This window comes from Brevundimonas sp. UBA7664, assembly GCF_002483305.1.
GTDB lineage: Bacteria > Pseudomonadota > Alphaproteobacteria > Caulobacterales > Caulobacteraceae > Brevundimonas.
The window spans coordinates 106,069-129,375 of sequence record NZ_DLHQ01000056.1; the positions used below are offsets into that span (position 1 = coordinate 106,069).

The window sequence follows — 23,307 nt, forward strand, 5'->3', positions numbered from 1 at the left end:
CGGCTGTTACCCGCTGATCATGACCACTCAGGCTGTCCGCCCGCCCCGTGACCGCATCGACGCCGTGCTCTCTGCCTTCAAGGCGGGCGACCGGGACGGTGCGGCCGACCTCCTCGCGACCCTTGTCGCCGACAATCCCGCGCTCGGATCGACCTGGGGTCCGGTGTCGCGACTGGCGCTGGGCCTCGGCGAGACGTCCCTGGCCCTGACCGCGTCCGGACGGCTGTCGGATCTCGACCGCCGCGACCTGTCTGCGCGACTGAACCACGGGGCGCTTCTGGCGCAGCATGGCCAGGCCGCTTCCGCCCGTGATCTTGCCCAGGCGATCGTCGCCGATCATCCGACCCAGCCGTCAGCCTGGCATTTCCTCGGCAGCTGCCGCGCCACCCTGGGGGAAGGTGAGGCGGCCATCGCGGACTTCCGTCAGGCGATCGCCCGATCGCCCGACCCCTTCGCGGCCGCCCCCAGCTGGCTGGCCCTCGCCGAGGGCCGGACCTTCACGGCCCGGGATGATGCCGATCTCGCGACCATGACCGCCCTGCTGGCCCGATGGCCCTCGGGACCCGGGACCAATGAGGGCAAGGCCGCCCTGCTCTATGCCGTGGCCAAGGCCCTCGACGATCTCGACCAGATCGACGCCGCCTTCGCAGCCTACAGCCAGGGCGCAGCCCTGGTCGCCGCCAGCCGGCCCGATGACCAGACCGGCGCGGACGCCTTCGTCGATGATCTCATCGCGGGCTTCACCCCCGACAGGCTGGCCGGCCTTCCGGCCGGCGATGACAGCCGTCGCCCGATCTTCGTTTTTGGCCTGCCCCGATCCGGCACCACCCTGGTCGAGCAGATTCTGGTCAGCCACAGCCAGGTCGCCGACGGGGCCGAGCTGAACCTGTTCCGGACCGCGGCCATTCCCGTCGGCGGAGTCTCGCCCGCGGCCGTCAACGCCTTCGCCGCCGCCCGGCCGGACGGTTTCGCGGCCATCGCCCGGGCCTATCTTCACATGCTCGAGGACCGCTTCGGGCCGGACGGCCGGATCGTCGACAAGACGTTGAATCACAGCCGCTATCTGGGGCTGATCCACCGTGTCCTGCCGCAGGCGCGCTTCATCTGGCTGAGGCGTGAGCCCGGGGCCGTGGCCTGGTCCGCCTTGCGGACCTGGTTCGCCCAGGGTGTGAATTGGAGCTGGTCGCAGGATCGCATCGCGCGCTATTTCCGCAACGAGGATCGCCTGCACGCGCACTGGACCGGGGTCCTGGGCGACGCCATTCTGACGGTGCCCTATGAGGCGCTGGTCGCCGACCCGGCCGGCTGGACCCAACGGATACTCGACCACGTCGGTCTGCCGCACGAGACGGGCCTGGATCAGTTCCACAAGACCGAGCGCGCCGTGACCACCGCCAGCTTCGCCCAGGTGCGCAAACCGATCTACACGACCTCAACCTCGGCCTGGAAACGCTACGAAGGTCATCTGAAGCCCTTCTTCGACGCCTATTCGGGTCGTTGACCGCCGCAGAATAACCATGGCGGCGGTTCAGGCGTTATGACCGCCGACAGAAACTTCAGACGGACCTCCCATGCGCCTTCGCCTCGCCACGCCGCTGTTCTTCCTCGCCCTTGCCGCCCAAGGCCCGGCCTTCGCCCAGGATCCGGATGGCCTGGTCACCCCCGATGCGGACACCGCCGAAAGCCTCGAGTCGCGGATGGCGCGCGAGGCCATCGCCTATGAGATGCCGCTGCCGCGCGGCGCGCCGGAACAGGACTATCCGCTGGTGGCCTGGTGCGCCGCCCTGGTCGAGGGGCATATCGCCCTCGGCCGGACCCTGACCACCGCCGACGACCTGGATCGTGACATCATCCGGCTCGGCGGGCTGGAGGCCACGGACTTCCGCGACGCGCTCCAGGCGGGCCGGTCACGCCAGACGCCGGCCACCCTGGCCGCCGCCCGGGTCGCCGAGGCCGAGGCCGCCGGCAAATGGGTGCCGCTGATGGCCCAGGAAGACGAACGCATTCGCAGCCAGGCCTTCGGCCTCTTCTTCGGCCTGCCGGGTCGTTGCGAACACGCCGCGCGCCGGGTGAGAGACGACATCACCACCCCGCCCGTGACCCTCGACGCCGCCGGGCTGGACGAGGTCGGGCAGCCCAAACCGCAGTAGCCCGCCGCCGGGAGGCGCCTAGGCCGCCGCCACTCTCGCGGGCGCGCCGGGCTCATAGTTGAGGATCGGCGACAGCCAGCGCTCGGCCGTCGCCACGTCCCAGCCCTTGCGCCGGGCATAGTCCTCGACCTGGTCGCGATCGATCTTGCCGACGCCGAAATAGTGACTCTCGGCGTGCCCGAAATAGAGGCCTGACACCGACGCCGGCGGGGTCATGGCGAAGCTCTCGGTCAGCGCCATGCCGGCGTTCACTTCCGCCTGCAACAGTCTGAACAGCGTGGCCTTTTCGGTATGATCGGGCTGCGCCGGATAGCCCGGCGCGGGGCGGATGCCCTGATACCGCTCGGCGATCAGGTCCTCGACCGTGGTCTGCTCGTCGGCGGCATGTCCCCACAGCTCGGTGCGCACCGTTTTGTGCAACGCCTCGGCGAAGGCCTCGGCCAGTCGGTCGGCCAGGGTCGTGGCCATGATGGCGGAATAGTCGTCGCCGGCGTCCTTGAACCGTTTGGCGATCTCGAGCTCGCCGTGGCCGGCCGTGACCGCAAAGGCGCCGATATAGTCCCGGCCGGTTTCGGCGACGAAGTCGGACATCGCCAGATTGGGCTTGCCGTTCGACTTCTTGATCTGCTGGCGCAGGGTGTGGAAACGGGCGATCTCTTCGGAGCGGCTCTCGTCGGCGTAGACGGCGATATCGTCGCCGACGGCGTTGGCGGGCCAGAAGCCGACCACGCCCCTGGCCGTGAACCATTTCTCATCGACGATCCGCTTCAGCATCGCCTGCGCGTCGGCGAACAGGTCGCGCGCCGCCTGGCCCACGATCTCGTCCTCGAGAATGAGCGGATAGCGGCCGATCAGCTCCCAGCTGGCGAAGAAGGGCGTCCAGTCGATGTGGTCGGCGAGGTCCTGCAGGTCCCAGCTGTCGAAGGCGCGCACGCCCAGGAACGACGGCGCGCAGGGCAGGGGCGTCGCCGGATCAGGCTGGAACCGGTTTTGTCGCGCGGCGGGCAGGGACGCCCGCGCCTTGACCTCCTGGCCGCGCGCATACTGTTCGCGGATGCGGACGTATTCGTCGCGCGTGAGGGCCTCGTTCTTCGCCCGCTCGGTCTTCGACAGCAGGCCCGAGACCACGCCGACGGCGCGGCTGGCGTCGATGACATAGGTGGTCGAACCGGCGCGATAGCCCGGTTCGATCTTGACCGCCGTATGCGTCCGGCTGGTCGTCGCCCCGCCGATCAGCAGGGGGATATCAAAGCCGCGCCGCTCCATCTCGCGCGCCACGAACACCATCTCGTCCAGCGAGGGGGTGATCAGGCCCGACAGGCCCACGATGTCGACCTTGTGTTCGATCGCGGCGTCGAGGATGCGGTCCGCCGGGACCATGACGCCCAGGTCGATGACCTCATAGTTGTTACACTGCAGCACGACGCCGACGATGTTCTTGCCGATGTCGTGGACGTCGCCCTTGACCGTGGCCATAAGGATGCGGCCGGCCTGCTCGCGGGGCTTGCCGGCCTTTTCGGCCTCCATGAAGGGTTCGAGCCAGGCCACCGCCTGTTTCATCACCCGCGCCGACTTCACCACCTGCGGCAGGAACATCTTGCCCGAGCCGAACAGGTCGCCGACCACATTCATCCCGTCCATCAGTGGACCTTCGATGACGTGCAGCGGCCGGTCGAACGACAGGCGGGCTTCTTCCGTGTCGGCGTCGATGTACTCGGTGATGCCGTTGACGAGGGCGTGTTCGATCCGCTTGCCGACCGGTTGGTCGCGCCACTTCAGATCGACGACCCGGGCCACGCCCTTGTCGCCCTTGTAGTTGGGCGCGATGTCGACCAGCCGCTCGGTGTTCGAGACATTGGTCCGCTGCGGCCGGTTCAGGATCACGTCCTCGACGGCTTCGCGCAGGGTCGCATCGAGCGTGTCATAGACGGGCAGGTCGCCGGCGTTGACGATGCCCATGTCCATGCCCGCCTGGATGGCGTGGTACAGGAAGACGCTGTGGATCGCCCGGCGCACCGGTTCATTGCCGCGGAAGCTGAACGAGACGTTCGACACCCCGCCGGACACCCGCGCATAGGGCAGGGTCGCCTTGATGACCTTCGTCGCCTCGATGAAGTCGACGGCGTAGTTGTCGTGCTCCTCGATCCCCGTCGCTACGGCGAAAATGTTCGGATCGAAGATGATGTCCTCGGGCGGGAAGCCGACCTCGTCGACCAGGATGCGATAGGCGCGGGTGCAGATCTCGATCTTGCGCGCGGCGGTATCGGCCTGGCCGACCTCGTCAAAGGCCATGACCACGACGGCGGCCCCGTAGCGCAGACATTTCACCGCCTGTTCGCGGAACTCGGCCTCGCCCGCCTTCATCGAGATGGAATTGACGATCGGCTTGCCCTGGACGCATTTCAGCCCGGCCTCGATCACCTCCCATTTGGAGCTGTCGATCATCACCGGCACGCGGGCGATGTCGGGCTCGGCCGCGATCAGGTTGAGGAAGGTGATCATCGCCTGCTTCGAATCCAGCAGGCCCTCGTCCATGTTGATGTCGATCACCGAGGCCCCGGCCTCGACCTGCTGTCGCGCCACCGACAGGGCGGCGGCATGGTCGCCGTCGATGATCAGCTTCTTGAATTTGGCCGAGCCGGTGACATTGGTCCGCTCGCCGACGTTGATGAAGGTGGGACGCATCAATGGGACTCTACTGGCCGCAGGTCATGCAGCAGGAAGAAGGTGAGGCGACTTTCACCGTCTCCGTAAGGCACGGCGGTTGCGCCCACGGCGTCGGTGAGGCGAGCCGTCGCAGCGGTCATCTCCCATCCGAAAACTCTGGGGTTCTTTGGGTCAAACCGCTCCCGCGAGAGGAAAAGAAGTTCATTCCGGAGGCCGAAATCACGGGCAATCTGAGCGTCGCGGACGACGTGCGGAGGGAAACGGTCGTTGGCCCAAGCCCACAGGAAATCATTTGGCGCGGTCGTGCCAACGACCTGAACGGACGCTCGTAATCTCGGCACGCCGTTGTCGAAAAAGGTCAGCGTTCCATCGTGTAAGTTGTATTCGCGTTCCCGATAGGGCGCGCATGCTGCGTCCGTCGCCGCGGCCTTGGCTTTGAAATTCTCGAACGCTTCGTCGAGCCAGGCTTGGAACTCGTCGTCGGCCATCACGCCACCAGCTCGAACGGTTCCAGCCCGCTCAACCGCATCGCCACCGGCCGCTCCGGGATCTCCCGCGTCGGCAGTTTCGCCACCGCCTCCGCTGTATGCCGGATGTGCTCCGGCGTCGTGCCGCAGCAGCCGCCGACGATGTTGACCAGGCCTGACGCGGCCCATTCCTCGATGAAGTGGGCCGTCTGGTGCGGCTCCTCGTCGTACTGGCCCATGGCGTTGGGCAGGCCGGCGTTGGGATAGGCGGCGACCAGGGTGTCGGCCACCCGGCTCAGCTCGGCGATGAACGGCCGCATCAGATCGGCCCCGAGGGCGCAGTTGAAGCCGATGGCGAACGGCTTCGCATGCCGCACGCTGTTCCAGAAGGCCTCGGCCGTCTGGCCCGAAAGAGTGCGGCCCGAGCGGTCGGTGATGGTGCCCGAAATCCAGATCGGGAGGGCCTCCATGCCCTCGTCCTCGAGGTCCTTGATGGCCTTGATCGCGGCCTTGCAGTTCAGCGTGTCGGTGATGGTCTCGATCAGATACAGGTCGACCCCGCCCTCGTTCAGCGCCTTCACCTGATGGCGATAGGCGTCATAGACCTGGTCGAAGGTCACCAGCCGCGCGCCGGGGTCGTTCACGTCCGACGACATCGACAGCATCTTGTTCAGCGGCCCGATCGACCCGGCGGCGAAACGCGGCTTGTGCGGCTCCTTCGCGGTCCAGAGATCGGCGGCGGCGCGCGCCAGTTTCGCGCCTTCCAGATTGATGTCCCACACCGACTGTTCGTCGAGTTTGTAGTCGTCCTGGGCGATCGTCGTGGCCGAGAAGGTGTTGGTCTCGGAGATGTCGGCGCCGGCGGCGAAATACTGGTCGTGCAGGCCGGCGATGATGTCGGGCCGGGTCAGGCACAGGATGTCGTTATTGCCCTTCATCTGGCCGACGTGCGCCGCGAACCGTTCGCCGCGGAAATCCTCTTCCGACAGCTCGCTGCGCTGGATCATCACCCCCCAGGCGCCGTCGAGGACGAGGATGCGTTCTTTCGCGGCGGCGTGAAGGGCGGCGATTCTGTCTTGCCGGGTCATCATTCGATCTCCTTCCCCCCTTGCGGGGGAAGGTGGCAGGCGAAGCCTGACGGATGGGGGGTGAGCGCGTGGTGCTTGAAGGCTTGGCGTCCGGCAGGCGAAACGGTGGGCGCCGGCGCCGACACCCCCCATCCGTCTCGCTCCGCGAGCCACCCTCCCCCGCAAGGGGGGAAGGGGTTCATTGGGATTTCTCCCGCACGCCCAGCACCCGGCAGATCGCATAGACCAGGTCGGCGCGGTTCAGGGTGTAGAAGTGGAAGTCGGCGAAACCCTCTTCCTGCAGCCGGGCGCAGGTCTCGGCCGCCACCGAGGCGGCGATCAGCTTGCGCGTCTCGGGGTCGTCGTCCAGCCCCTCGAAATGCGCCGCCAGCCAGTCCGGCACGGCCGCGCCGCACGCCGCCGACATCCGCTTCAGACCGTTGAAATTGCTCACCGGCATGATCCCGGGGATGATCGGAACCGTCACGCCAGCCGCCCGCACCCGGTCGCGGAACCGCAGGAAGGCGTCGATGTCGAAGAAGAACTGGCTGATCGCCCGGGTCGCCCCGGCGTCCACCTTGGCCTTCAGCACATCCAGATCATGGGCGGCGGACGGGCTTTCCGGATGGCCCTCGGGATAGCAGCCGACGATCACGTCAAAGCCGCCCTTCGCCGTGATCGCGGCGGTCAGTTCGGTCGCATTGGCGTAACCGTCCGTACGCGGAACATAGGCTCCGCCGATGCCGTTGCCGCCCGGCGGATCGCCGCGCAGGGCCACGATGTGGCGTACCCCGGCCTCGCGATAGCTGTCGATGACCGCGTCGACCTCGTCCCGGCTGGCCTCGACGCAGGTCAGGTGGGCGGCGGGCGTCAGGCGCGTCTCGGCGAGAACCCGCTGCACCGTCCGGTGGGTTCGCTCCCGCGTCGAGCCGCCGGCGCCATAGGTCACCGACACGAACTCGGGCTGAAGCGGCGCCAGCCGGGTCACCGCCTTCCACAGATTGGCCTCGGCCTCGTCGGACTTGGGCGGGAAGAATTCGAACGACACGCGCGGCCGCGACAGGTCCTGCCCGGCGCGCGCCACGGGCCCCAGCGGCGACAGCAGCAGGGCGCGGGCTTCGGCCAGGCTGCGGGGGGCGAGGCTCACGCGACCCGCGCCTCGGCGGAGGCCGGCCGCTCGGCGGTCCAGATCGAGACGGTCAGGCCGTCGGTGTCCGGCGGCAGGGCGATCGGCGCGCTCGGCGTCAGGCCGGCCCCGGCCAGCCAGCGCCGCATCTCGTCGTCGGCGAAGCCGAGGCGGCGGTGCTGATGCTCCTCACGCAGATGCTCCAGCTGGTGCGGGGCGAAGTCGATGATCAGCAGCCGTCCGCCGGGCATGACCAGCCGCGCCGCCTCGGCCACGGCCGCGGCCGGATCGGCGAGGTAGTGCAAGACCTGATGCACCAGCACCAGATCGGCGCTCTGTTCGGGCAGACGGGTGGCGAAGATGTCGCCGTGGCGCAGCTCGACCTTCTCCAGCCCGGCCTTCGTCACATTGGCGCGGGCGATGTTCAGCATGTTCTGGCTGAGATCCAGCCCGACCGACATCTTTGCCTTCTTGCCGAGCAGGGTCAGCATCCGGCCCGAGCCGGTGCCCAGATCGACGACCCGCTCGAACGGGCCGTCCCCGGCGGCGCGGGCGATGGCGGCCTCGACCGCGCTTTCGCAGACATAGAGCGAGCGGATGCGATCCCACTGAGGCGCGACCCGCTCGAAATAGGCGCTCGCGGCGACCTCGCGGTCGCGCCGCACGTCCTCCAGCCGCCGGTCGTCCGCCTCGCCCGCCGAGGCGTCCAGCAGGTCCAGCACCGTATCGATCAGACGCCGGGCCGGCAGGTCCGACGACAGGCGATAGAAGACGCGCGCCCCGTCCGGAAACCGCTCGATCAGACCGGCGTCGGTCATCAGCTTCAGATGGCGGGAGACCCGCGGCTGGCTCTGGTCCAGGATGCGCGACAACTCCATCACCGACAGCTCTTCGCCGGCCAGCAAGGACAGGACCCGCAGGCGGGTCGGCTCGCCCACGGCGCGCAGGGCTTCAACGGTCTGGTCGGCGGTGAGTGACATGTCCTTATATAAAGATATCCTTATATGATTTGGCAAGGAAAATTGCTGGCCAGGCGCAGGTTCCAGGGCCAAACTTCCGGGATCGGCTCCCTGCCGTCGTGAGGTTGTCCATGACCCTTCGTTCGATCGTTCCGGCCCTCCCGGTCATCCTGCTCATGGCGGTCACGGGCTCGGCCGCGGCCCAGACTCCGCCGCCGGGTGGCGGCATGGGCCTGCCGCGGACCGCTGAAGCGGTGGCGCCCTGGGCGGAGCGCCTGTTCACGCGGCTCGACGCCGATCAGGACGGCAGCATCACCGGCGCTGAACTGGCGCCGCTGGCCGATCCGGCGGTGGCGGCGCAGGGCGGCTCGCGCCTGCGCGCCATGATCTCCCAGTCGGACGCCAGCCGCGATTCCCGCATCAGCCTCGAGGAACTGGCCGCCGGCGCGCAACGGATGTTCGTCCGCATGGACCGCAACGGCGACGGCCAGCTGGCCGATGACGAACTGCCCCAACGGCCGGCTCCTCCGGCGCCCATGACGATGCCGCCGGCCCCGACCAGTACGCCCGACTTCCCGGACATGCCCGGGGGCGGCTGATCAGGCTCGGGTCGTTCAGGCCGCCGGAGTCTTCAGCGGCTCTCCCGCGAAGGCCGCCTGCAGGTTCTGCATCAGCAGCATCAGCATGCCCTGCACCGCCTCGGTCGTCGCCCCGCCGGTATGCGGCGTCAGCACGGTATTGGGCACGCCGGCCCAGCGCGCGGCGTCGACCGGCTCCTCCTCGAACACGTCCAGCGCCGCCTGGCCCAGCCGCCCGTCCCTGAGCGCCGCGATCAAGGCCGTCTCGTCGACCAGCTGGCCGCGCGCCACATTGACCAGCAGCCCCTGCGGCCCAAGCGCCTCGATCACCGCGCGCGAGATCAGGCCGATGTTGCTGTCGTCCGCCTTGCAGGCCACCACCAGGATGTCGCTGTCCCGCGCCAGGTCGAGGACGGACGCGGCGCGGGGCCAGGCGGCGGCCTTCTCGCGCGGTCCCCACCACTTCACCGTCATGCGCAGAGCTTCGGCCCGGCGCGCCACCGCTTCGCCGATGCCGCCCAGCCCGACGATGCCGACCCGCTGGCCGTGCAGCGAGGGCGTGATCATCTTCGAATCCGCGGTCCATTCGCCCGCCCGGAGCGCCCGGTCTCCGGCTGCGATCTGGCGACGGGCGGCCAGGATCAGGCCGATGGCGTGATCGGCCACATCCTCGTGGTTCACCCCCGGCGCATGGGTCACCGGCAGGCCCCGCGCGCTGCACCAGTCGACGTCGATGCGGTCATACCCCGAGGTGAAACAGGCGATCAGTTGCAGTTTCGGCAACTGTTCGATCAGCGCCTTGTCGAGCGGAAACTCGCCCGCCACCACCAGCGCCCGGATCTCCGCCTGCGCCTCCAGCGGCGGTCCTTCCCAGAACCGGTAGACGGTCCACTGGCTTTCGAGAAAGGCCGTCAGCGGCGCGAGGTGCCGCTGCATGATGAGGAGGGCGGGGCGGTCGGTCATGAGCCGACACTAGTCCACTCGCGGCCAATGAAAAACGGCCTCCGGATCGCTCCGGAGGCCGTATCGGGTCTAGCGCCCGAACTTCTGGAACTTGATCCGGTGCGGGATCAGGCTCTCGACGCCGAGGCGGCGCTTCTTGTCTTCCTCATAGGCTTCGAAGTTTCCTTCGAACCATTCCACATGGCTGTCGCCCTCGAAGGCGAGGATGTGCGTCGCCAGACGGTCGAGGAACCAGCGGTCGTGGGAGATGACCACGGCGCAGCCGGCGAAGCCTTCGAGGGCCTCTTCGAGGTTCTGCAGCGTCTCGATGTCGAGGTCGTTGGTCGGTTCGTCGAGCAGCAGCAGGTTGCCGCCGGTGGCCAGGGTCTTGGCCAGGTGGACGCGGTTGCGCTCGCCGCCCGAGAGCTGGCCGACCTTCTTCTGCTGGTCGCCGCCCTTGAAGTTGAAGCTGCCGACATAGGCGCGGGTGTTGATCTCGCGCTTGCCGACCATCATCACATCGGTGCCGCCCGAGATGACTTCCCAGATGGTCTTGTTGGGCTCCAGATCGTCGCGGCTCTGGTCGACATAGGCCAGTTTGACCGTCTCGCCGACGCGGATCGTGCCGGCGTCGGGCTGTTCCTGCCCTGTGATCAGGCGGAACAGGGTGGATTTACCGGCGCCGTTGGGACCGATGACGCCGACGATGCCATTGGGCGGCAGTTTGAAGGTCAGGTTGTCGAACAGCAGCTTGTCGCCATAGGATTTCCGCAGGCCCTCGGCCTCCAGCACGACATTGCCGAGACGCGGGCCGGGCGGGATCTGGATGACGGCATGGGTCTGGGCACCGCGCAGGCTCTCCTGCTCGTCGACCATCCGCTCATAGGCGGCGAGACGGGCCTTGGACTTGGCCTGACGGGCCTTGGCGCCCGAACGGACCCATTCCAGTTCGCGGGTCAGGGCGCGCTGGCGGGCTTCGGATTCCGACTGCTCCTGCACCACGCGCTTGGTCTTGGCTTCCAGCCAGCTGGAGTAGTTGCCCTCGTGCGGGTGGCCCTTGCCGCGGTCCAGCTCCAGCGTCCACTTGGTCACCAGATCCAGGAAGTAGCGGTCGTGGGTCACCAGGATGACGCAGCCCGGGAAGGCTTCCAGGTGGTGCTGCAGCCAGGCCACCGACTCGGCGTCGAGGTGGTTGGTCGGTTCGTCGAGCAGCAGCATGTCGGGCTTCGACAGCAGCAGCCGCGCCAGCGCCACGCGGCGCTTCTCACCGCCCGACAGATTGGTGGTCTCCCAGTCGTCCGGCGGGCAGCGCAGGGCGTCCATGGCCATTTCGATGCGGCTGTCGATGTCCCAGACGTCGCCGGCGTCGATCTTTTCCTGCAGGGCCGTCATCTCGGCCATCAGCTCGTCGGTGTATTCCTCGGCCATTTCCATGGCGATGGCGTTGAAGCGGGTGACCCACTGCTTCTCCTCGCACCAGGCCTCGACGTTTTCGCGGACGTTCAGGCTGTCGTCGAGCTGCGGCTCCTGCTCCAGATAGCCACGCTTGATGCCGTCGGCCGCGCGGGCCTCGCCGTTGAACTCGCTGTCCAGCCCGGCCATGATCTTCAGCAGGGTGGATTTACCCGAGCCGTTGACGCCGACGACGCCGATCTTGGCGTCGTTGTAGAAGCTCAGCCAGATGTTCTCGAAGATCTTCTTGCCGCCGGGAAAGGTCTTGGTCAGACCCTGCATCTGGAAAATATATTGCTGCGCCATGAGGTGCGGTGCGCCCTGTCGTCTGGAGGTGTCGGGAGGTTGGCGCGGGATGTAGCCGCCGCGCCGCCGTTCGGCAAATGTCTAGGCGCGGGGCAGGGCGGTTTGATGGCGGCGGCGGACCGTCGCGGCTGACGTCGACGCCATTTCGCCGCCGGATGCATCCGTTCGGGATGGTCGCCGCCTCTACAGGGCAAAGTCCCGGACCGTCCCCATGCCCGTCAGCGTCACGCTCGAATCCTCATCCCGCCACCGGGTCGTTCTGAGCCACTATACGCCGGGCGAGGAGTGCGCCCCGCATCGGCACCGGCAGGCCCAGCTCTCGCTTCTGCTCGCCGGCGGCTATGTGGAGGAGAGCGATCAGGGCCGCGCCCACGCTGATGGGCCCGGTCTCAGCCGCAAGCCCGGCGGGTTCGAGCACCAGAACCGCTTCGGCGACGCGGGGGCCCTGATCCTGTCGCTCAACCGGGATGAGACGCCGGCGTCGGACCGGTATTTCGTGGCCCGGGGTCCGGAGGGGCTCTCCGGCCCGGCGTTGCGACGGATGGCGAACGACGGACGCGCCATCGAGGCCCTCCCCGGGGGCGTGGCCGCCGGCCCTCCGTCGGTCGCCGCGCCGCCCAGCCCGTGGCTGACGGAGGCTCACGATCGGCTCCTGACCGACTCCGGCCTGTCCGTCGGCGCCCTGGCGCGAACCTTCGGTTTGCACCCTGTCCACTTCGCCCGACTGTTCCGCGAGGCCTTCGCCCAGTCGCCGACGGCGGCCCGCCAGAACCGCCGCGTTGCGCGCGCGATCGACCGGCTCATCCGCAGCGGAACGCCCCTGGCCGGGATCGCGGCGGACGAGGGCTTCGCCGATCAGGCCCACCTCAGCCGCGTCATCAGCCAGGCCACCGGCTGGAGCCCGGGACGGCTGCGGCGGCGCTTTGCCGCCGGCTGACGTCGCGCCGTTCCATCCGTTCAAGACGCGCGGCGCGACGTCGTGGAGAAGGGACGGACCATCGCCGGAAAGAGACATCCATGGTCCGCCCGCTTCGCCTCGCCGCCCTTGCCGTCGCCGCCGTCATGCTGGCGGCGCCCCCCGCCGTCGCGGCGCCGGACGTCGTGCGCCTCCGGTCAGACGCCGACGCCTTCATTCGCCGCGCCATGGACCGGATCGGCGTGGTTCCCGGACTGGCGATCGCTGTGGTCGACGGGGACGAGACCGTCATGACCGCGGGCTACGGCGTCGCGGACCTGGCGACCGGCGCGCCGGTCGATGCCGACACCCGGTTCTACATCGCCTCCTCCACCAAGTCGTTCACCGCCCTGGCCATCGCGGCGATGGACGCGCGCGGGGAGATCGACCTCGTGTCGCCGCTTTCGACCTGGTCGGGCGCGCCCGGCCTGCCGGCGGACCTCGGCCGCGTCAGCCTGTCGGATTTGCTCAGTCACCGGTCGGGGCTGGACAATTCGCCCATATCGTATCGCGCCGCCTTCTCGGGCGACCACACCCCGGAGGTGATGCAGCGCCTGCTCGCGGCGACGGTGACCCTCGACGACACCCCGTACGGAACCTTTCGCTATTCAAACGCTGGCTACAACCTCGCCACCACCCTGCTCGAGGCGCGCGACGGCCGCGACTGGCGCCTTCTGGTGCGCGACGAGGTGCTGAACCCGCTCGGCATGGCCGATACGACGGGATGGCTGTCTGAAGCCCGCGCCGAGGGCGCCGTCATCACCGCCGGCCATCTCGGCTATCCCGCCGACGGTCCGGTCCGCAGTCCGCTGCAGAAGGTCGACGCCACCATGCAGTCGGCCGGCGGCCTGGTCTCCACGCCGGGCGACATGGCCCGCTGGCTGGAAGTCCAGATCAACGACGGCGTCCTCGACGGTCGCCGGGTCTTTCCCGAAGGCCTCGTCGCCTCGACCCACCAGCCCTTGGCGGCGAACGAGACGACCTTCGGTCCCTATACGCGCGAATCCTATGGTCTCGGCTGGCAGATCGGCCGCTATGGCGACGACGTGCTGATCCATCATTTCGGCAATTTCTCCGGATCCCGAGCCCACGTCTCCTTCATGCCCGCGCGGCGGATCGGCGTGGTCGTGATGGTCAATGAGGATGTGCTGGCGGGCGGCCTCGCCGACCTGGTCGCCAACTATGTCTACGACTGGCGCGCCGCCCGCCCGGATCTCGAGGCGTTCTATGACGCGGCCGTGGGGGAGCTGGTCGACCGCCGCGACCGGGGACGCGCCGCGATCGCCCGGCAACAGGCCGAGCGCGCCGCCCGGCCATCGATGCTGGCCCGGCCGGTCGCCGCCTATGTCGGAACCTATGAAAGCCCGTTGCTGGGCACGGTGCGGATCGCCGAACGGGACGGCGCCATGGTTGTCTCGATGGGCGTCATGGAGGCAGTCGCTGAATCCTTCACCCAACCCGAGTCCGTCCGCGTCGAACTGGCGCCGATGCAGGGCCAGTCCATCCAGTTCGGCGGCGACGGCGACGCGCCCGACCGGCTGGTGATGATGGGCGAGACCTTCCTGCGGCGCTGAAGGATCAGGCGTAGTTGAAGCTCACCGAGATCCGCTCGCTCTTCGCCGCATTGGCCGGCACCTCGTGGCGCAGCCAGCTCTCCCACATCAGCACCGTCCCCGCCTGCGGGGCCAGATAGACGAACGGCTTCTCGGCCTCCGGCGCGTCGGCGTGGACGCCGGGGCGTGCCATCATCATCGGCAGGCGGGGGTCCTCCAGCTTCAGCGCCGAGGCGCCGTCCGGGACCTCGACATAGACGGTGCCGCTGAGGAAGGCGTGCGGGTGGATATGGCCCGAGTGGCCGCCTCCGGGCTTGAGGATGTTGACCCACAGACTGTCCAGCCGCGGCTTGCGCGCCAGATCGAAATTCAGCGCCCTGGCATAGGCGAGCGCGTGCCGGTCGAGATGCCGCTTCAGATCGGCGAACTCGGGCAGGCGGTGGGGCAGGTCGCTGAGGGACCCATAGGAGGTGTAGCCGCGATAGCCGTGCTCGCGGCACCAGGCCCGCCCGGCATGGTCCTCGACCGCCAGCATGCGGCAGGCCTCGGCCAGGCCGGCGTTAAAGGCCGCGAAGCCGGGCGAGGCGGCCAGGGAGGCCTCATAGACCTGGGTGACGAACAGGGGGCGCAGGGACATGACCGCTCTCTAGCGCAAGGACCTGGTGATCAGAAGGGCAGGGCGGTCTCGCCCCGCAGCACCGCCTCCGCCTCCGCCGTGTGCTTCGTCCCCGACCGGTCATGCAGCACCAGCGGCGGCAGCAGGCGCAGCGGCGCCTTGCCGGTCCGGATCGCTTGCACCAGCACCCGTTTGGCCGGTTCGTCCGCATACGGATGGATACCGCGCACGGCGAAAGATCCGGCTTTCTCGCCCAGCAAGGCCAGCAGGTCGGCCAGCCGGTCGGCGCGGTGGATGACCGTGATCCGCCCGCCCTCGCGCACCGCCCCGAGCAGGAAATCCGTCCACGCCTTCAGCCCGTCGTCCGCCATCCATGCCCCGCGCTTGCCGGGCGCGGGGGCCCGCAGGGCGCCGGGGTCGTCGAAGAAGGGCGGATTGCTGACCGCCTGGTCGAACGGCGGCAGGTGCAGCGCCCGGAAGCCCGCCGCGACGTCGCCCTCAACCACGGTCGCCTCGACCCGGTTCAGCGCCGCATTCTCCCGCGCCAGCGCCGCCATCGCCGGATCGCGCTCCAGCCCGGTGAGAAAGACGCCGGGCCGCCGCGCTGCGATCTGCATCAGCACCGCCCCCGCGCCGCAGCCGGCCTCGATCACCCGCTGCCCCGGCTCCGCCGTCACGGCCGCGGCCAGCAGGGCCGCGTCCATGCCGGCGCGATAGCCCCGGACCGGCTGGCGCAGCCGCACACGCCCGCCCAGAACGGCGTTCTCGACGATTTCGACTTCGGCTTGCGATAACGGTGCGACGGTCACACGGCTTGACCCTTCATGGACCGATCACCATTGTGCGCCGCATCGCCGCCGGGCAAGGCGGCGGCTGGATTTTCGGGCGTGATTCTCCCCCGCGCCGTCGTTTCTATGAGTTTCCCGTTGGACGCTGTCACCGTCGCCGAGCCCCGCTCGAAGGGGAATGTCGAGCCGCTCGTGCGACTGGCGGCGCGCGACATGGCGACCGTCGACGCCCTGATCCTCGACCGGATGCAGTCGCAGGTGCCGGTCATCCCCCTGCTGGCCGAGCATCTGATCTCGGCCGGCGGCAAGCGGCTTCGGCCCCTGCTGACCCTGGCCGCCGCCCGCGCCTCGGGCGCTTCCGGCGACATCACCGCCCCGGTCAAGCTGGCCGCGGCGGTCGAGTTCATTCACACCGCCACCCTGCTGCACGACGACGTGGTCGACGCCTCGGACCTGCGCCGCGGCAAGGTCGCGGCCCATCTGATCTGGGGCGCGCCGTCCAGTGTCCTGGTCGGTGACTTCCTGTTCGCCCGCGCCTTCGAACTGATGGTCGAGACCGGCCAGATGCGCGCCCTCGGCATCCTCGCCCGGGCGTCCAGCGTCATTTCCGAGGGCGAGGTGCTGCAGCTGACCCGCGCCCACGACCTGAATCTGGATCAGGACACCTATCTGCGCATCATCGCGGCCAAGACCGCCGAACTGTTCGCCGCCGCCGCCGAGGCCGGGGCGGTGGGGGCCGGCGCCGCTGAACCGGCCATCGAGGCCCTGCGCGCCTATGGCCTCAATCTCGGCCTGGCCTTCCAGCTGGCCGACGACGCCCTCGACTACGGCGGCGTCTCCGAGGTGCTGGGCAAGAACGCCGGCGACGACTTCCGCGAAGGCAAGGTGACCCTGCCCCTGCTGCTGGCCGCCGCTCGCACCCGCGGCCGCGAGGACGCCTTCTGGGACCGCACCATCAACCAGGGCCAGCGCACCGAGGACGACTTCCGCCGCGCCCGCGAACTGGTCTTCGGCGCCGGCGCGGTCAGCGCCACCCTCGACACCGCCGGCGAATACGCCGACGCGGCCAAGGCCGCCCTCGCCGTGCTTCCGGCCGGCGACTGGCGCGACGCCTTGGAACAGCTGGCCGATTTCGCCGTCAGCCGGGCGGCCTGATCAGCGCAGCCCCGCGCAGAACCGCTGGATCCGCCCGCACGCCTCCTCCAGCGCGCTCTCGCTCGTCGCATAGCTGATGCGGAAATAGGGGCTCAGGCCGAAGGCCGAGCCCTGCACCACGGCCACGCCCTCGGCGTCCAGCAGTTCGGTGGCGAACGTGTCGTCGCTGTCGATCACCGTCCCGCCCTCGGTGGTCTTGCCGATCAGACCCTCGATCGACGGATAGACATAGAAGGCCCCCTCCGGCGTGGCGCAGCGGATGCCGGTCGCCTGGTTGAGCATCGACACCACCAAGTCGCGGCGCGCCTCGAAATGTTTCGCCCGCTCGGCGATGAAGTCCTGCGGCCCGTTCAGCGCCTCGACCGCCGCCCACTGGCTGATCGAGGACGGATTGGACGTCGTCTGCCCCGCCGACTTGCGCATCAGGTCGATCAGCGGCTTGGGCCCGCCGCCATAGCCGATGCGCCAGCCGGTCATGGCATAGGCCTTGGACACGCCGTTGACGGTCAGGGTCCGGTCGTAGAGGTCCGGCGCGACCTGGGCGATCGTCCGGTAGTCGAAGTCGCCGTAGATCAGGTGCTCGTACATGTCGTCGGTCAGGATCCAGACCTGCGGATGACAGCGCAGCACGGCCGCCAGCGCCTCCAGTTCGGCCCCGGTATAGGCCGCGCCGGTCGGGTTCGACGGCGAGTTCAGGATCAGCCATTTCGTCCGCGGCGTGATCGCGGCCTCCAGCGCCGCCGGCTTCAGCTTGAACCCGTCCGCCTCATGCCCGACCACCGTCACCGGCTCGCCCCCGGCCAGCAGCACCATGTCGGGATAGCTCACCCAATAGGGCGCCGGCACGATCACCTCGTCGCCGGGCGACAGGGTGGCCAGCAGGGCGTTGTAGATCACCGTCTTGCCGCCCGGGGCGACATGGATCTGGTTCACGCCATAGGTCAGGCCGTTCTCGCGCGAGAATTTGGCCGCCACCGCCGCCTTCAGCTCGGGAATGCCGTCGACGTCGGTGTATTTGGTCTCGCCGCGCCGGATGGCCGCGATAGCGGCCTCCTTGATGTTGTCCGGCGTGTCGAAGTCCGGCTCCCCGGCGCCGAGCCCGATCACGTCGCGCCCCTCCCGCTTCAGCTCACGGGCGCGGGCGGTCACGGCGAGGGTGGCCGAGGGTTTGACGCGGGCGAGGGCGGCGGACTGCAGGTTGGACATGGCGACTCCCGGGAAGGGCCGCATCCTTACGCAGTTGCGAAAGGCCGATCAAATCGCGAGCGCCGTCGGTCGGTCAGGCCGTGGCCGTTAGCGCCTCCCTGACCGCCACGGCCAGCTCTGACAGGCGAAAGGGCTTGCGCAGCACATTCCTGGACGGCAGCACCCGATCCACCGCCGCCATGTCCGCATAGCCGGTGGCCATGATGATCGGCATGTCCGGCGCCGTGGCGCGGGCTCGCTGGACCACATCCACGCCGGTCATCCCGGGCATCGCATAGTCCACGATCAGCAAATCCGGCGCCGCCGGCGTCAACAGCTGCAGGCCGGCCTCGCCGTCTGCGGCCTGCTCGACGCGATAGCCGAGGGTCTGGAGGCAATCGACCATGAAATGGCGCACGGCTTCATCATCGTCCACGACCAGGATGCGTTCGCGCGGTCCATGGGCGTCGGCCTCGGGCAGGAAGGCCGCCTCGGCGGCGGCGCCGGCCGGCTCGGTCGCGGGCAACCACAGGTCCACCGTGACGCCCCCGCCCTCGACGCTGGTCAGCCGCGCCGTGCCGCCTGACTGCTGTGCGATTCCATAGACCTGACTGAGGCCGAGGCCCGTGCCCTTGCCGATCGGCTTGGTCGTGAAGAAGGGGTCAAACACTCGGGCCAGCAGATGAGGCGGTATGCCTGAGCCGGTGTCGCTGACGCTGATGACGGCGTAGTCGCCGGGGGTCAGATCGTCGCCTCGCGCTGTCTGACGCCCCGTTGCGATGGTCAGGACGCCCCCCTCGGTCATGGCGTCCCGGGCATTGATCGACAGATTGAGGATCGCCAGCTCCAGCTGGTTGGCGTCCGCCAACGCCCAGGGGTCGGCGGAATCGAGGGCCATATCGATCCGCACCATCGGGCCGATCGTGCGGCCGAGCAGGTCGTGCATCCCTGTAACCAGAGCGTTCAGATCGACAGGGGTCAGCGTCAGGTTCTGGGTCCGCGAGAACGCCAGCAGCTGATGGGTCAGCTTGGCCGCCCGCTCCGCCGCCTGGCGCGCATAGTCCGCCAGACGGCCGGTCTTCTCGTCCTCGGTCCGGCGCTGGATCAATTCGAGGTTGCCGAAAATGACCGTCAGCAGGTTGTTGAAGTCGTGCGCGATGCCGCCCGTCAGCTGCCCCACCGCCTCCATCTTCTGGGACTGGGCCAGCGCCGCCTGGGCGCGCTCCCGCACCGCGATTTCCTGCATCAACTGGTTGTTGGCAGAGGACAGTTCCTCGGTCCGTTCAGCAATTCGCGCCTCCAACGTTCCGTTGAGGCTGGTCAGCCGACCCTCCGCCGTCTGCAATTCCTCCAGGCGGCGGCGGGCCTCATATTGCCGTTTGCGTCCGCGTTTGGCGGAGTTGACGGCGCTGGCGAGGGTCTCGCTGTGAACCGGTCGTTCCAGCACGACGACATTGCCGAGCCGTTCGAGAAAGTTCAGCGCCTCCTGGGGCCGACGGCCGGCCCGTTTGGTCGCCAGCAGAACGAACGGGAAATCGGACCAGGGCGGTTGTTCCCCCAGCCACCCGTCCAGCACCGTCCTGTCGACGTCCAGCAGGGACTCTTCGGTGACCACCGCGATCGCCGCGCCCCGCCGTCCCTCGTGGGCCAGCGCAGCGGAACTTTCACAGATCACGGTCTCGTGGCCCGCCCGCCTCAGCAGCTGGTCAATGACTTCGGAATCCCGGCCTTTGACGGCGAGGACCAGGATGCGCGACTCCACCCGCTCACTCGCCATTGGCGGCGGGATCAGCAGCCATCAGCGGTGTGGATCCCCGGTAGTTGGGCAGACCGGTCAGGACGCCCTCGAAATCCTTCAGCGGGTCGCCGATCTGGATCCCGCCGCGGGCCAGGCGGAATTCGCGGATGCTCGTCTGGTGCTCGGTGGTCCGGCTCTTGGCGACCGAGACCGCCTTGAGGATATGGCCCCGCGACTCGAAATAGCGGAACAGCAGGATGGTGTCCGACAGATAGCTGAGGTCGAGCTCGGACCGGACATCCCCCAGAATGCCGTGCTGGCCGAGGATCAGCACGGTGATGACGCCCTGCTGGTTGAGATAGCTCAGCATCTCGTGCATCTGCAGCAGCAGGTATTTCTCGCCCGGCATCGCCTGCAGGAAGGCGTTGAGACTGTCGATGGCGATGAAGCCCACGCCGTCCTGTTCGACCGCCCGTCGGATCCAGCTGGCGAACTCTCCGGGGGTCAGTTCGGCCGGGTCGATCTGGAACACTTGCAGCATGCCGCTTTCGAGGTGGGGCTGCAGATCCATGCCCATGGCCTTCGACCGGGCGAGCATGGTCCCGATCCCCTCGTCAAAGAGATAGTAGGCGGCCTTCTCGCCGCGCTGGATCGCCTCCAGACCGGCGCAGACCGCCGTCGTGGTCTTGCCCACGCCGGAGGGCCCGTTCAGCAGGGTGTTGGTGCCGGGCGACAGACCGCCGCCCAGCATCGCATCCAGATGCGCGATCCCGGTGGAAACCAGGGCGTCATTGAACTCGGTGTGGTGATCGGCCGCGACCAGACGCGGAAAGACGGTCACGCCGCCGGTCTCGATCGCGAAATCATGGAATCCGCCGCGATATTTGACGCCGCGCATCTTCACCACGCGCAGGCGGCGGCGCTCCGAGCCGTATTCCAGCGCCGCCTGTTCCAGGGTGATGACGCCGTGGGCGATGCTGTGCAACTGCAGGTCACCGGGGTCGGAGCTGCGGTCGTCGAGCAGCAGGACGGTGCAGTTGCGGGTCGAGAAATACTGCTTCAGCGCCAGTATCTGGCGCCGGTAGCGCAGCGAATTCTGGGCCAGAAGACGCATCTCGGACAGGCTGTCGAACACCACCCGTGAGGGCCTCAGGCGATCGACGCATTCCATGACTCCGGCGATGGTTTCGCCCAGTTCCACCTCCGACGGGTCGAGGATCGACTGCTCGCTCTCCGGATGAAGTCCATCCTCGCTGACCAGTTCGAACAGCTCAATGCCGTCCAGCGACCAGCCGTGGCTACGGCCCACCTCGCGCAACTCGGCCGCGGTCTCCGACAGGGTGATGTAGAGACCGGGCTCTCCCGCGCGGGCGCCCTCGAGAAGAAATTGCAGCGCGATCGTCGTCTTGCCGCTACCGGGCGTGCCTTCCAGAAGATACGCCCGATGAGCCGTCAGGCCTCCACCAAGGATGGCGTCCAACTCGGAAACGCCCGTGGAGACACGGGGCGATGCGGCGGCGGCAGGCGTGGCTTGCATTAACCTTCTCGGCGGTCGCTCGGGAGTGCGAGCCTGGTTTGAACGAGCTTTGCCGGAATTGGCTCCCGGGAAGGTCGCCGCCCCTGGTCCCGACCAGGGGCGTCAATCCGCCTGGCGAGCCGCTGGCGTCTGGTCGGATTGGCCCGCTCAATGCTAATCCGCCAGCATGCGTCGCGTGCTCGACTTCATCCTCAACATGGAAGGCCGCCGCTGGCGGGCCGTGCTGGCGACCGCTCTGTTGCTCGGCGCGACCCTCGGACTGCTGGCGATCGGCAAGAGCCAGCTCGGCCTCGCCGCCGAGGAAAACCTCGAGGCCTGGCTGCAGGGCTACGCCGGCAGCCCCTGGGCCTTCTTCGCCACCGTCGTCCTGTTCGTCGCCGCCGCCTTCATCGGCGCGCCGCAGTTCATCCTGATCGCGGCCTGCGTGGTCGCCTTCGGCCCCTCGCTGGGCTTCTTCTACAGCTGGGCGGCGACCGTGGTCTCGGCCGGGGTGACCTACTGGATGGGGCGCGGGCCGACGGCGCGGCTGGTCGATCGCTTCGGAGGCCGGACCATGGGCCGGCTCAAGGGTTTCGTCGGCAAGAACGCCTTCTACGCCAGCTTCATGATCCGCAACGTGCCCTCGGCGCCCTTCATCGTCGTCAACATGGCCTTCGGCGCGACCCGGGCGTCGTTTCCCGCCTTCCTCGCCGGTTGCGCCCTCGGCGTCCTGCCCAAGACCGCCCTGGTCGCCTTCTTCGGCGGGGCGGTGGTGGCGGCGGCCAGCGGCGACGGCGTCTGGACCTCGCTTATCCTCGCCGGCGTGGCGGCGGTCTGGCTCGCGGCCATGCTGGGCGTGCGCGAACTGGTCAAGCGGCGCGAGCGGGCGTCCGGGGCGGACTGACACGCGCGTCAGGTTCCGACAGGCGCTGGCCGCGCGGCCGGCCGCCACAATGCCCTTCCGCGAGGAGCCTCCCATGATCGCCGCCCTGCTATTCGCCGCCGCCCTGCAGACCCCGCAAACCCCCTCGGACCTGCTGTTCAGCGAGGCCTGGGCCTGCGCGACCCTCGCGAAACTCGGGCGGGAGACGCATTTCGGCGAGACGACGCCGCAGACCACCAGCGAGCAGGCGATGTGGGACGCCCTGACCCGCCTCGAGCAGTTGGCGAATGAGGAGGCCGACCGCAAACAGGTCAGCCAGGGCTATGACGCCGAACAGCGCGCGGTCCAGGAAGGCTACGCCCGCGACATGCTCGGCCAGGCCACTGGGGACCAGCTGGGCGAGATGCTGGAGATCTGCGCTTCCGTGTTCGGCGTCAGCGCGCCCTGAACCCGGCCGGACGGCCCGGACCGTCCGGGTGACGGCATCGTGAACCGCCACGCTGGTCCGTGTGCGGCGTAACCCTCGGCGGGGCTTGTAATCCCGTCCTGACAAGGGCAAACGAGCCGTAAGGTCGGTCAGGCGATATACGATCAGGAGGCGGCGCGTGGGGATGCGTGTCGCCGGGGCGTCGCCGAAGCGGATCGAGACTGACGCACGCCCCCTTTCAGGCCCGAACGAACGGTATCCCGGACCCATGTTCTCCAGCATTTTCGGCGCGATCTCCAACGATATCGCCATCGACCTCGGCACCGCCAACACCCTGATCTACATGAAGGGCAAGGGCATCGTCCTGAACGAGCCGTCCGTCGTCGCCCTGCGCAACGTCGGCGGCCGCAAGATCGTCCACGCCGTCGGCATAGAGGCCAAGCAGATGCTGGGCCGCACCCCCGGCCACATGGAAGCCATCCGTCCCATGCGCGACGGGGTCATCGCCGACTTCGAAGTCGCCGAGGAGATGATCAAACACTTCATCCGCAAGGTTCATAACCGCAAGGGCTTCGTGAACCCCAAGGTCATCGTCTGCGTGCCGTCGGGCGCCACCGCCGTCGAGCGCCGCGCCATCAACGATTCCTGCCTCAACGCCTCGGCCCGCCGCGTCGGCCTAATCGACGAGCCCATGGCCGCCGCCATCGGCGCCGGCCTGCCGATCCACGAGCCGACCGGCTCCATGGTCGTCGACATCGGCGGCGGCACCACCGAGGT

General features: G+C 68.6%; 21 protein-coding genes. 9 read left to right on the plus strand and 12 right to left on the minus strand.

The window, feature by feature from the left end; all coding sequences use genetic code 11:
• Nucleotides 1-19 precede the first annotated feature (19 nt).
• On the plus strand, nucleotides 20-1,501 hold the full coding sequence (locus tag B2742_RS13325) for a tetratricopeptide repeat-containing sulfotransferase family protein (RefSeq protein ID WP_292067156.1): 1,482 nt from the start codon (nucleotides 20-22) through the stop codon (nucleotides 1,499-1,501).
• A 70-nt stretch (nucleotides 1,502-1,571) separates the two neighbouring features.
• Nucleotides 1,572-2,150, plus strand: coding sequence for a hypothetical protein (locus B2742_RS13330; protein WP_292067157.1), 579 nt, complete (start codon nucleotides 1,572-1,574; stop codon nucleotides 2,148-2,150).
• 18 nt (nucleotides 2,151-2,168) lie between these two features.
• On the opposite strand, the gene metH is transcribed toward B2742_RS13330, so the two are convergent.
• The 5 genes from metH to B2742_RS13355 form a co-directional block, all read right to left on the minus strand.
• Nucleotides 2,169-4,835: a methionine synthase gene (gene metH, locus B2742_RS13335; RefSeq protein ID WP_292067159.1), complete on the minus strand. Its 2,667-nt coding sequence runs from the start codon at nucleotides 4,833-4,835 to the stop codon at nucleotides 2,169-2,171.
• A complete protein-coding gene (locus B2742_RS13340; protein ID WP_292067161.1) occupies nucleotides 4,835-5,305 on the minus strand; it encodes a DUF6882 domain-containing protein in 471 nt (156 codons plus the stop codon). The genes metH and B2742_RS13340 overlap by 1 nt, the downstream gene beginning before the upstream one ends.
• Nucleotides 5,305-6,375, minus strand: a complete 1,071-nt coding sequence (locus B2742_RS13345) for a homocysteine S-methyltransferase family protein (RefSeq protein WP_414633072.1) — start codon at nucleotides 6,373-6,375, stop codon at nucleotides 5,305-5,307. Before B2742_RS13345 ends, B2742_RS13340 begins: the two co-directional genes overlap by 1 nt.
• A gap of 175 nt (nucleotides 6,376-6,550) precedes the next feature.
• On the minus strand, nucleotides 6,551-7,498 hold the full coding sequence (gene metF, locus B2742_RS13350) for a methylenetetrahydrofolate reductase [NAD(P)H] (protein ID WP_292067166.1): 948 nt from the start codon (nucleotides 7,496-7,498) through the stop codon (nucleotides 6,551-6,553).
• A complete protein-coding gene (locus tag B2742_RS13355; RefSeq protein WP_292067167.1) occupies nucleotides 7,495-8,457 on the minus strand; it encodes an ArsR/SmtB family transcription factor in 963 nt (320 codons plus the stop codon). Before B2742_RS13355 ends, metF begins: the two co-directional genes overlap by 4 nt.
• A 110-nt stretch (nucleotides 8,458-8,567) precedes the next feature.
• Here B2742_RS13355 and B2742_RS13360 point away from each other — a divergent pair, with 110 nt between their 5' ends.
• A complete protein-coding gene (locus B2742_RS13360; protein ID WP_292067169.1) occupies nucleotides 8,568-9,035 on the plus strand; it encodes an EF-hand domain-containing protein in 468 nt (155 codons plus the stop codon).
• Between the two features lie 15 nt (nucleotides 9,036-9,050).
• On the opposite strand, the gene B2742_RS13365 is transcribed toward B2742_RS13360, so the two are convergent.
• Together B2742_RS13365 and ettA are read right to left on the minus strand one after the other, a co-directional pair.
• Nucleotides 9,051-9,977: a 2-hydroxyacid dehydrogenase gene (locus B2742_RS13365; protein ID WP_292067172.1), complete on the minus strand. Its 927-nt coding sequence runs from the start codon at nucleotides 9,975-9,977 to the stop codon at nucleotides 9,051-9,053.
• 69 nt (nucleotides 9,978-10,046) lie between these two features.
• Complete coding sequence (gene ettA, locus B2742_RS13370; protein ID WP_292067174.1) at nucleotides 10,047-11,714, minus strand: energy-dependent translational throttle protein EttA; 1,668 nt, start codon at nucleotides 11,712-11,714, stop codon at nucleotides 10,047-10,049.
• A gap of 211 nt (nucleotides 11,715-11,925) precedes the next feature.
• Here ettA and B2742_RS13375 point away from each other — a divergent pair, with 211 nt between their 5' ends.
• Nucleotides 11,926-12,651 carry a helix-turn-helix domain-containing protein gene (locus B2742_RS13375; protein WP_292067176.1) on the plus strand — a complete coding sequence of 242 codons (726 nt, stop codon included), beginning with the start codon at nucleotides 11,926-11,928 and terminating at the stop codon, nucleotides 12,649-12,651.
• A gap of 80 nt (nucleotides 12,652-12,731) precedes the next feature.
• On the plus strand, nucleotides 12,732-14,243 hold the full coding sequence (locus tag B2742_RS13380) for a serine hydrolase domain-containing protein (RefSeq protein WP_292067178.1): 1,512 nt from the start codon (nucleotides 12,732-12,734) through the stop codon (nucleotides 14,241-14,243).
• A gap of 4 nt (nucleotides 14,244-14,247) precedes the next feature.
• Here B2742_RS13380 and B2742_RS13385 read toward each other — a convergent pair whose 3' ends face one another.
• Together B2742_RS13385 and B2742_RS13390 are read right to left on the minus strand one after the other, a co-directional pair.
• Complete coding sequence (locus B2742_RS13385) at nucleotides 14,248-14,859, minus strand: TIGR02466 family protein (RefSeq protein WP_292067181.1); 612 nt, start codon at nucleotides 14,857-14,859, stop codon at nucleotides 14,248-14,250.
• A 29-nt stretch (nucleotides 14,860-14,888) separates the two neighbouring features.
• Nucleotides 14,889-15,647, minus strand: coding sequence for a tRNA1(Val) (adenine(37)-N6)-methyltransferase (locus tag B2742_RS13390; RefSeq protein WP_292067182.1), 759 nt, complete (start codon nucleotides 15,645-15,647; stop codon nucleotides 14,889-14,891).
• 117 nt (nucleotides 15,648-15,764) lie between these two features.
• Here B2742_RS13390 and B2742_RS13395 point away from each other — a divergent pair, with 117 nt between their 5' ends.
• Nucleotides 15,765-16,781 carry a polyprenyl synthetase family protein gene (locus B2742_RS13395; RefSeq protein WP_414633073.1) on the plus strand — a complete coding sequence of 339 codons (1,017 nt, stop codon included), beginning with the start codon at nucleotides 15,765-15,767 and terminating at the stop codon, nucleotides 16,779-16,781.
• Here the strand turns inward: B2742_RS13395 and B2742_RS13400 are convergent, their stop codons facing one another.
• The 3 genes from B2742_RS13400 to B2742_RS13410 form a co-directional block, all read right to left on the minus strand.
• A complete protein-coding gene (locus tag B2742_RS13400) occupies nucleotides 16,782-17,987 on the minus strand; it encodes a pyridoxal phosphate-dependent aminotransferase (RefSeq protein ID WP_292067187.1) in 1,206 nt (401 codons plus the stop codon).
• A 73-nt stretch (nucleotides 17,988-18,060) separates the two neighbouring features.
• Nucleotides 18,061-19,728, minus strand: coding sequence for a response regulator (locus B2742_RS13405; protein ID WP_292067189.1), 1,668 nt, complete (start codon nucleotides 19,726-19,728; stop codon nucleotides 18,061-18,063).
• Between the two features lie 4 nt (nucleotides 19,729-19,732).
• On the minus strand, nucleotides 19,733-21,241 hold the full coding sequence (locus B2742_RS13410) for an ATPase domain-containing protein (protein ID WP_292067191.1): 1,509 nt from the start codon (nucleotides 21,239-21,241) through the stop codon (nucleotides 19,733-19,735).
• Nucleotides 21,242-21,407: 166 nt separating this feature from the next.
• Between B2742_RS13410 and B2742_RS13415 the strand changes: the two genes are divergently transcribed.
• The 3 genes from B2742_RS13415 to B2742_RS13425 all read left to right on the plus strand — a co-directional run.
• On the plus strand, nucleotides 21,408-22,124 hold the full coding sequence (locus B2742_RS13415) for a TVP38/TMEM64 family protein (protein ID WP_292067193.1): 717 nt from the start codon (nucleotides 21,408-21,410) through the stop codon (nucleotides 22,122-22,124).
• A 73-nt stretch (nucleotides 22,125-22,197) separates the two neighbouring features.
• Nucleotides 22,198-22,551 (plus strand): hypothetical protein, encoded by a 354-nt coding sequence (locus B2742_RS13420; RefSeq protein WP_292067196.1) that lies wholly within the window; start codon nucleotides 22,198-22,200, stop codon nucleotides 22,549-22,551.
• Between the two features lie 247 nt (nucleotides 22,552-22,798).
• A partial coding sequence (locus B2742_RS13425) for a rod shape-determining protein (RefSeq protein WP_292067199.1) occupies nucleotides 22,799-23,307 on the plus strand: 509 nt, incomplete at its 3' end.

Coding starts and splice junctions, on each gene's coding strand:
- B2742_RS13325 (WP_292067156.1), top strand. CDS start 20: ATGACCACTCAGGCTGTCCGCCCGCCCCGTGACCGCATCGACGCCGTG.
- B2742_RS13330 (WP_292067157.1), top strand. CDS start 1,572: ATGCGCCTTCGCCTCGCCACGCCGCTGTTCTTCCTCGCCCTTGCCGCC.
- metH (WP_292067159.1), bottom strand. CDS start 4,835: ATGCGTCCCACCTTCATCAACGTCGGCGAGCGGACCAATGTCACCGGC.
- B2742_RS13340 (WP_292067161.1), bottom strand. CDS start 5,305: ATGGCCGACGACGAGTTCCAAGCCTGGCTCGACGAAGCGTTCGAGAAT.
- B2742_RS13345 (WP_414633072.1), bottom strand. CDS start 6,375: ATGATGACCCGGCAAGACAGAATCGCCGCCCTTCACGCCGCCGCGAAA.
- B2742_RS13355 (WP_292067167.1), bottom strand. CDS start 8,457: ATGTCACTCACCGCCGACCAGACCGTTGAAGCCCTGCGCGCCGTGGGC.
- B2742_RS13360 (WP_292067169.1), top strand. CDS start 8,568: ATGACCCTTCGTTCGATCGTTCCGGCCCTCCCGGTCATCCTGCTCATG.
- B2742_RS13365 (WP_292067172.1), bottom strand. CDS start 9,977: ATGACCGACCGCCCCGCCCTCCTCATCATGCAGCGGCACCTCGCGCCG.
- ettA (WP_292067174.1), bottom strand. CDS start 11,714: ATGGCGCAGCAATATATTTTCCAGATGCAGGGTCTGACCAAGACCTTT.
- B2742_RS13375 (WP_292067176.1), top strand. CDS start 11,926: ATGCCCGTCAGCGTCACGCTCGAATCCTCATCCCGCCACCGGGTCGTT.
- B2742_RS13380 (WP_292067178.1), top strand. CDS start 12,732: ATGGTCCGCCCGCTTCGCCTCGCCGCCCTTGCCGTCGCCGCCGTCATG.
- B2742_RS13385 (WP_292067181.1), bottom strand. CDS start 14,859: ATGTCCCTGCGCCCCCTGTTCGTCACCCAGGTCTATGAGGCCTCCCTG.
- B2742_RS13400 (WP_292067187.1), bottom strand. CDS start 17,987: ATGTCCAACCTGCAGTCCGCCGCCCTCGCCCGCGTCAAACCCTCGGCC.
- B2742_RS13410 (WP_292067191.1), bottom strand. CDS start 21,241: ATGCAAGCCACGCCTGCCGCCGCCGCATCGCCCCGTGTCTCCACGGGC.
- B2742_RS13415 (WP_292067193.1), top strand. CDS start 21,408: ATGCGTCGCGTGCTCGACTTCATCCTCAACATGGAAGGCCGCCGCTGG.
- B2742_RS13420 (WP_292067196.1), top strand. CDS start 22,198: ATGATCGCCGCCCTGCTATTCGCCGCCGCCCTGCAGACCCCGCAAACC.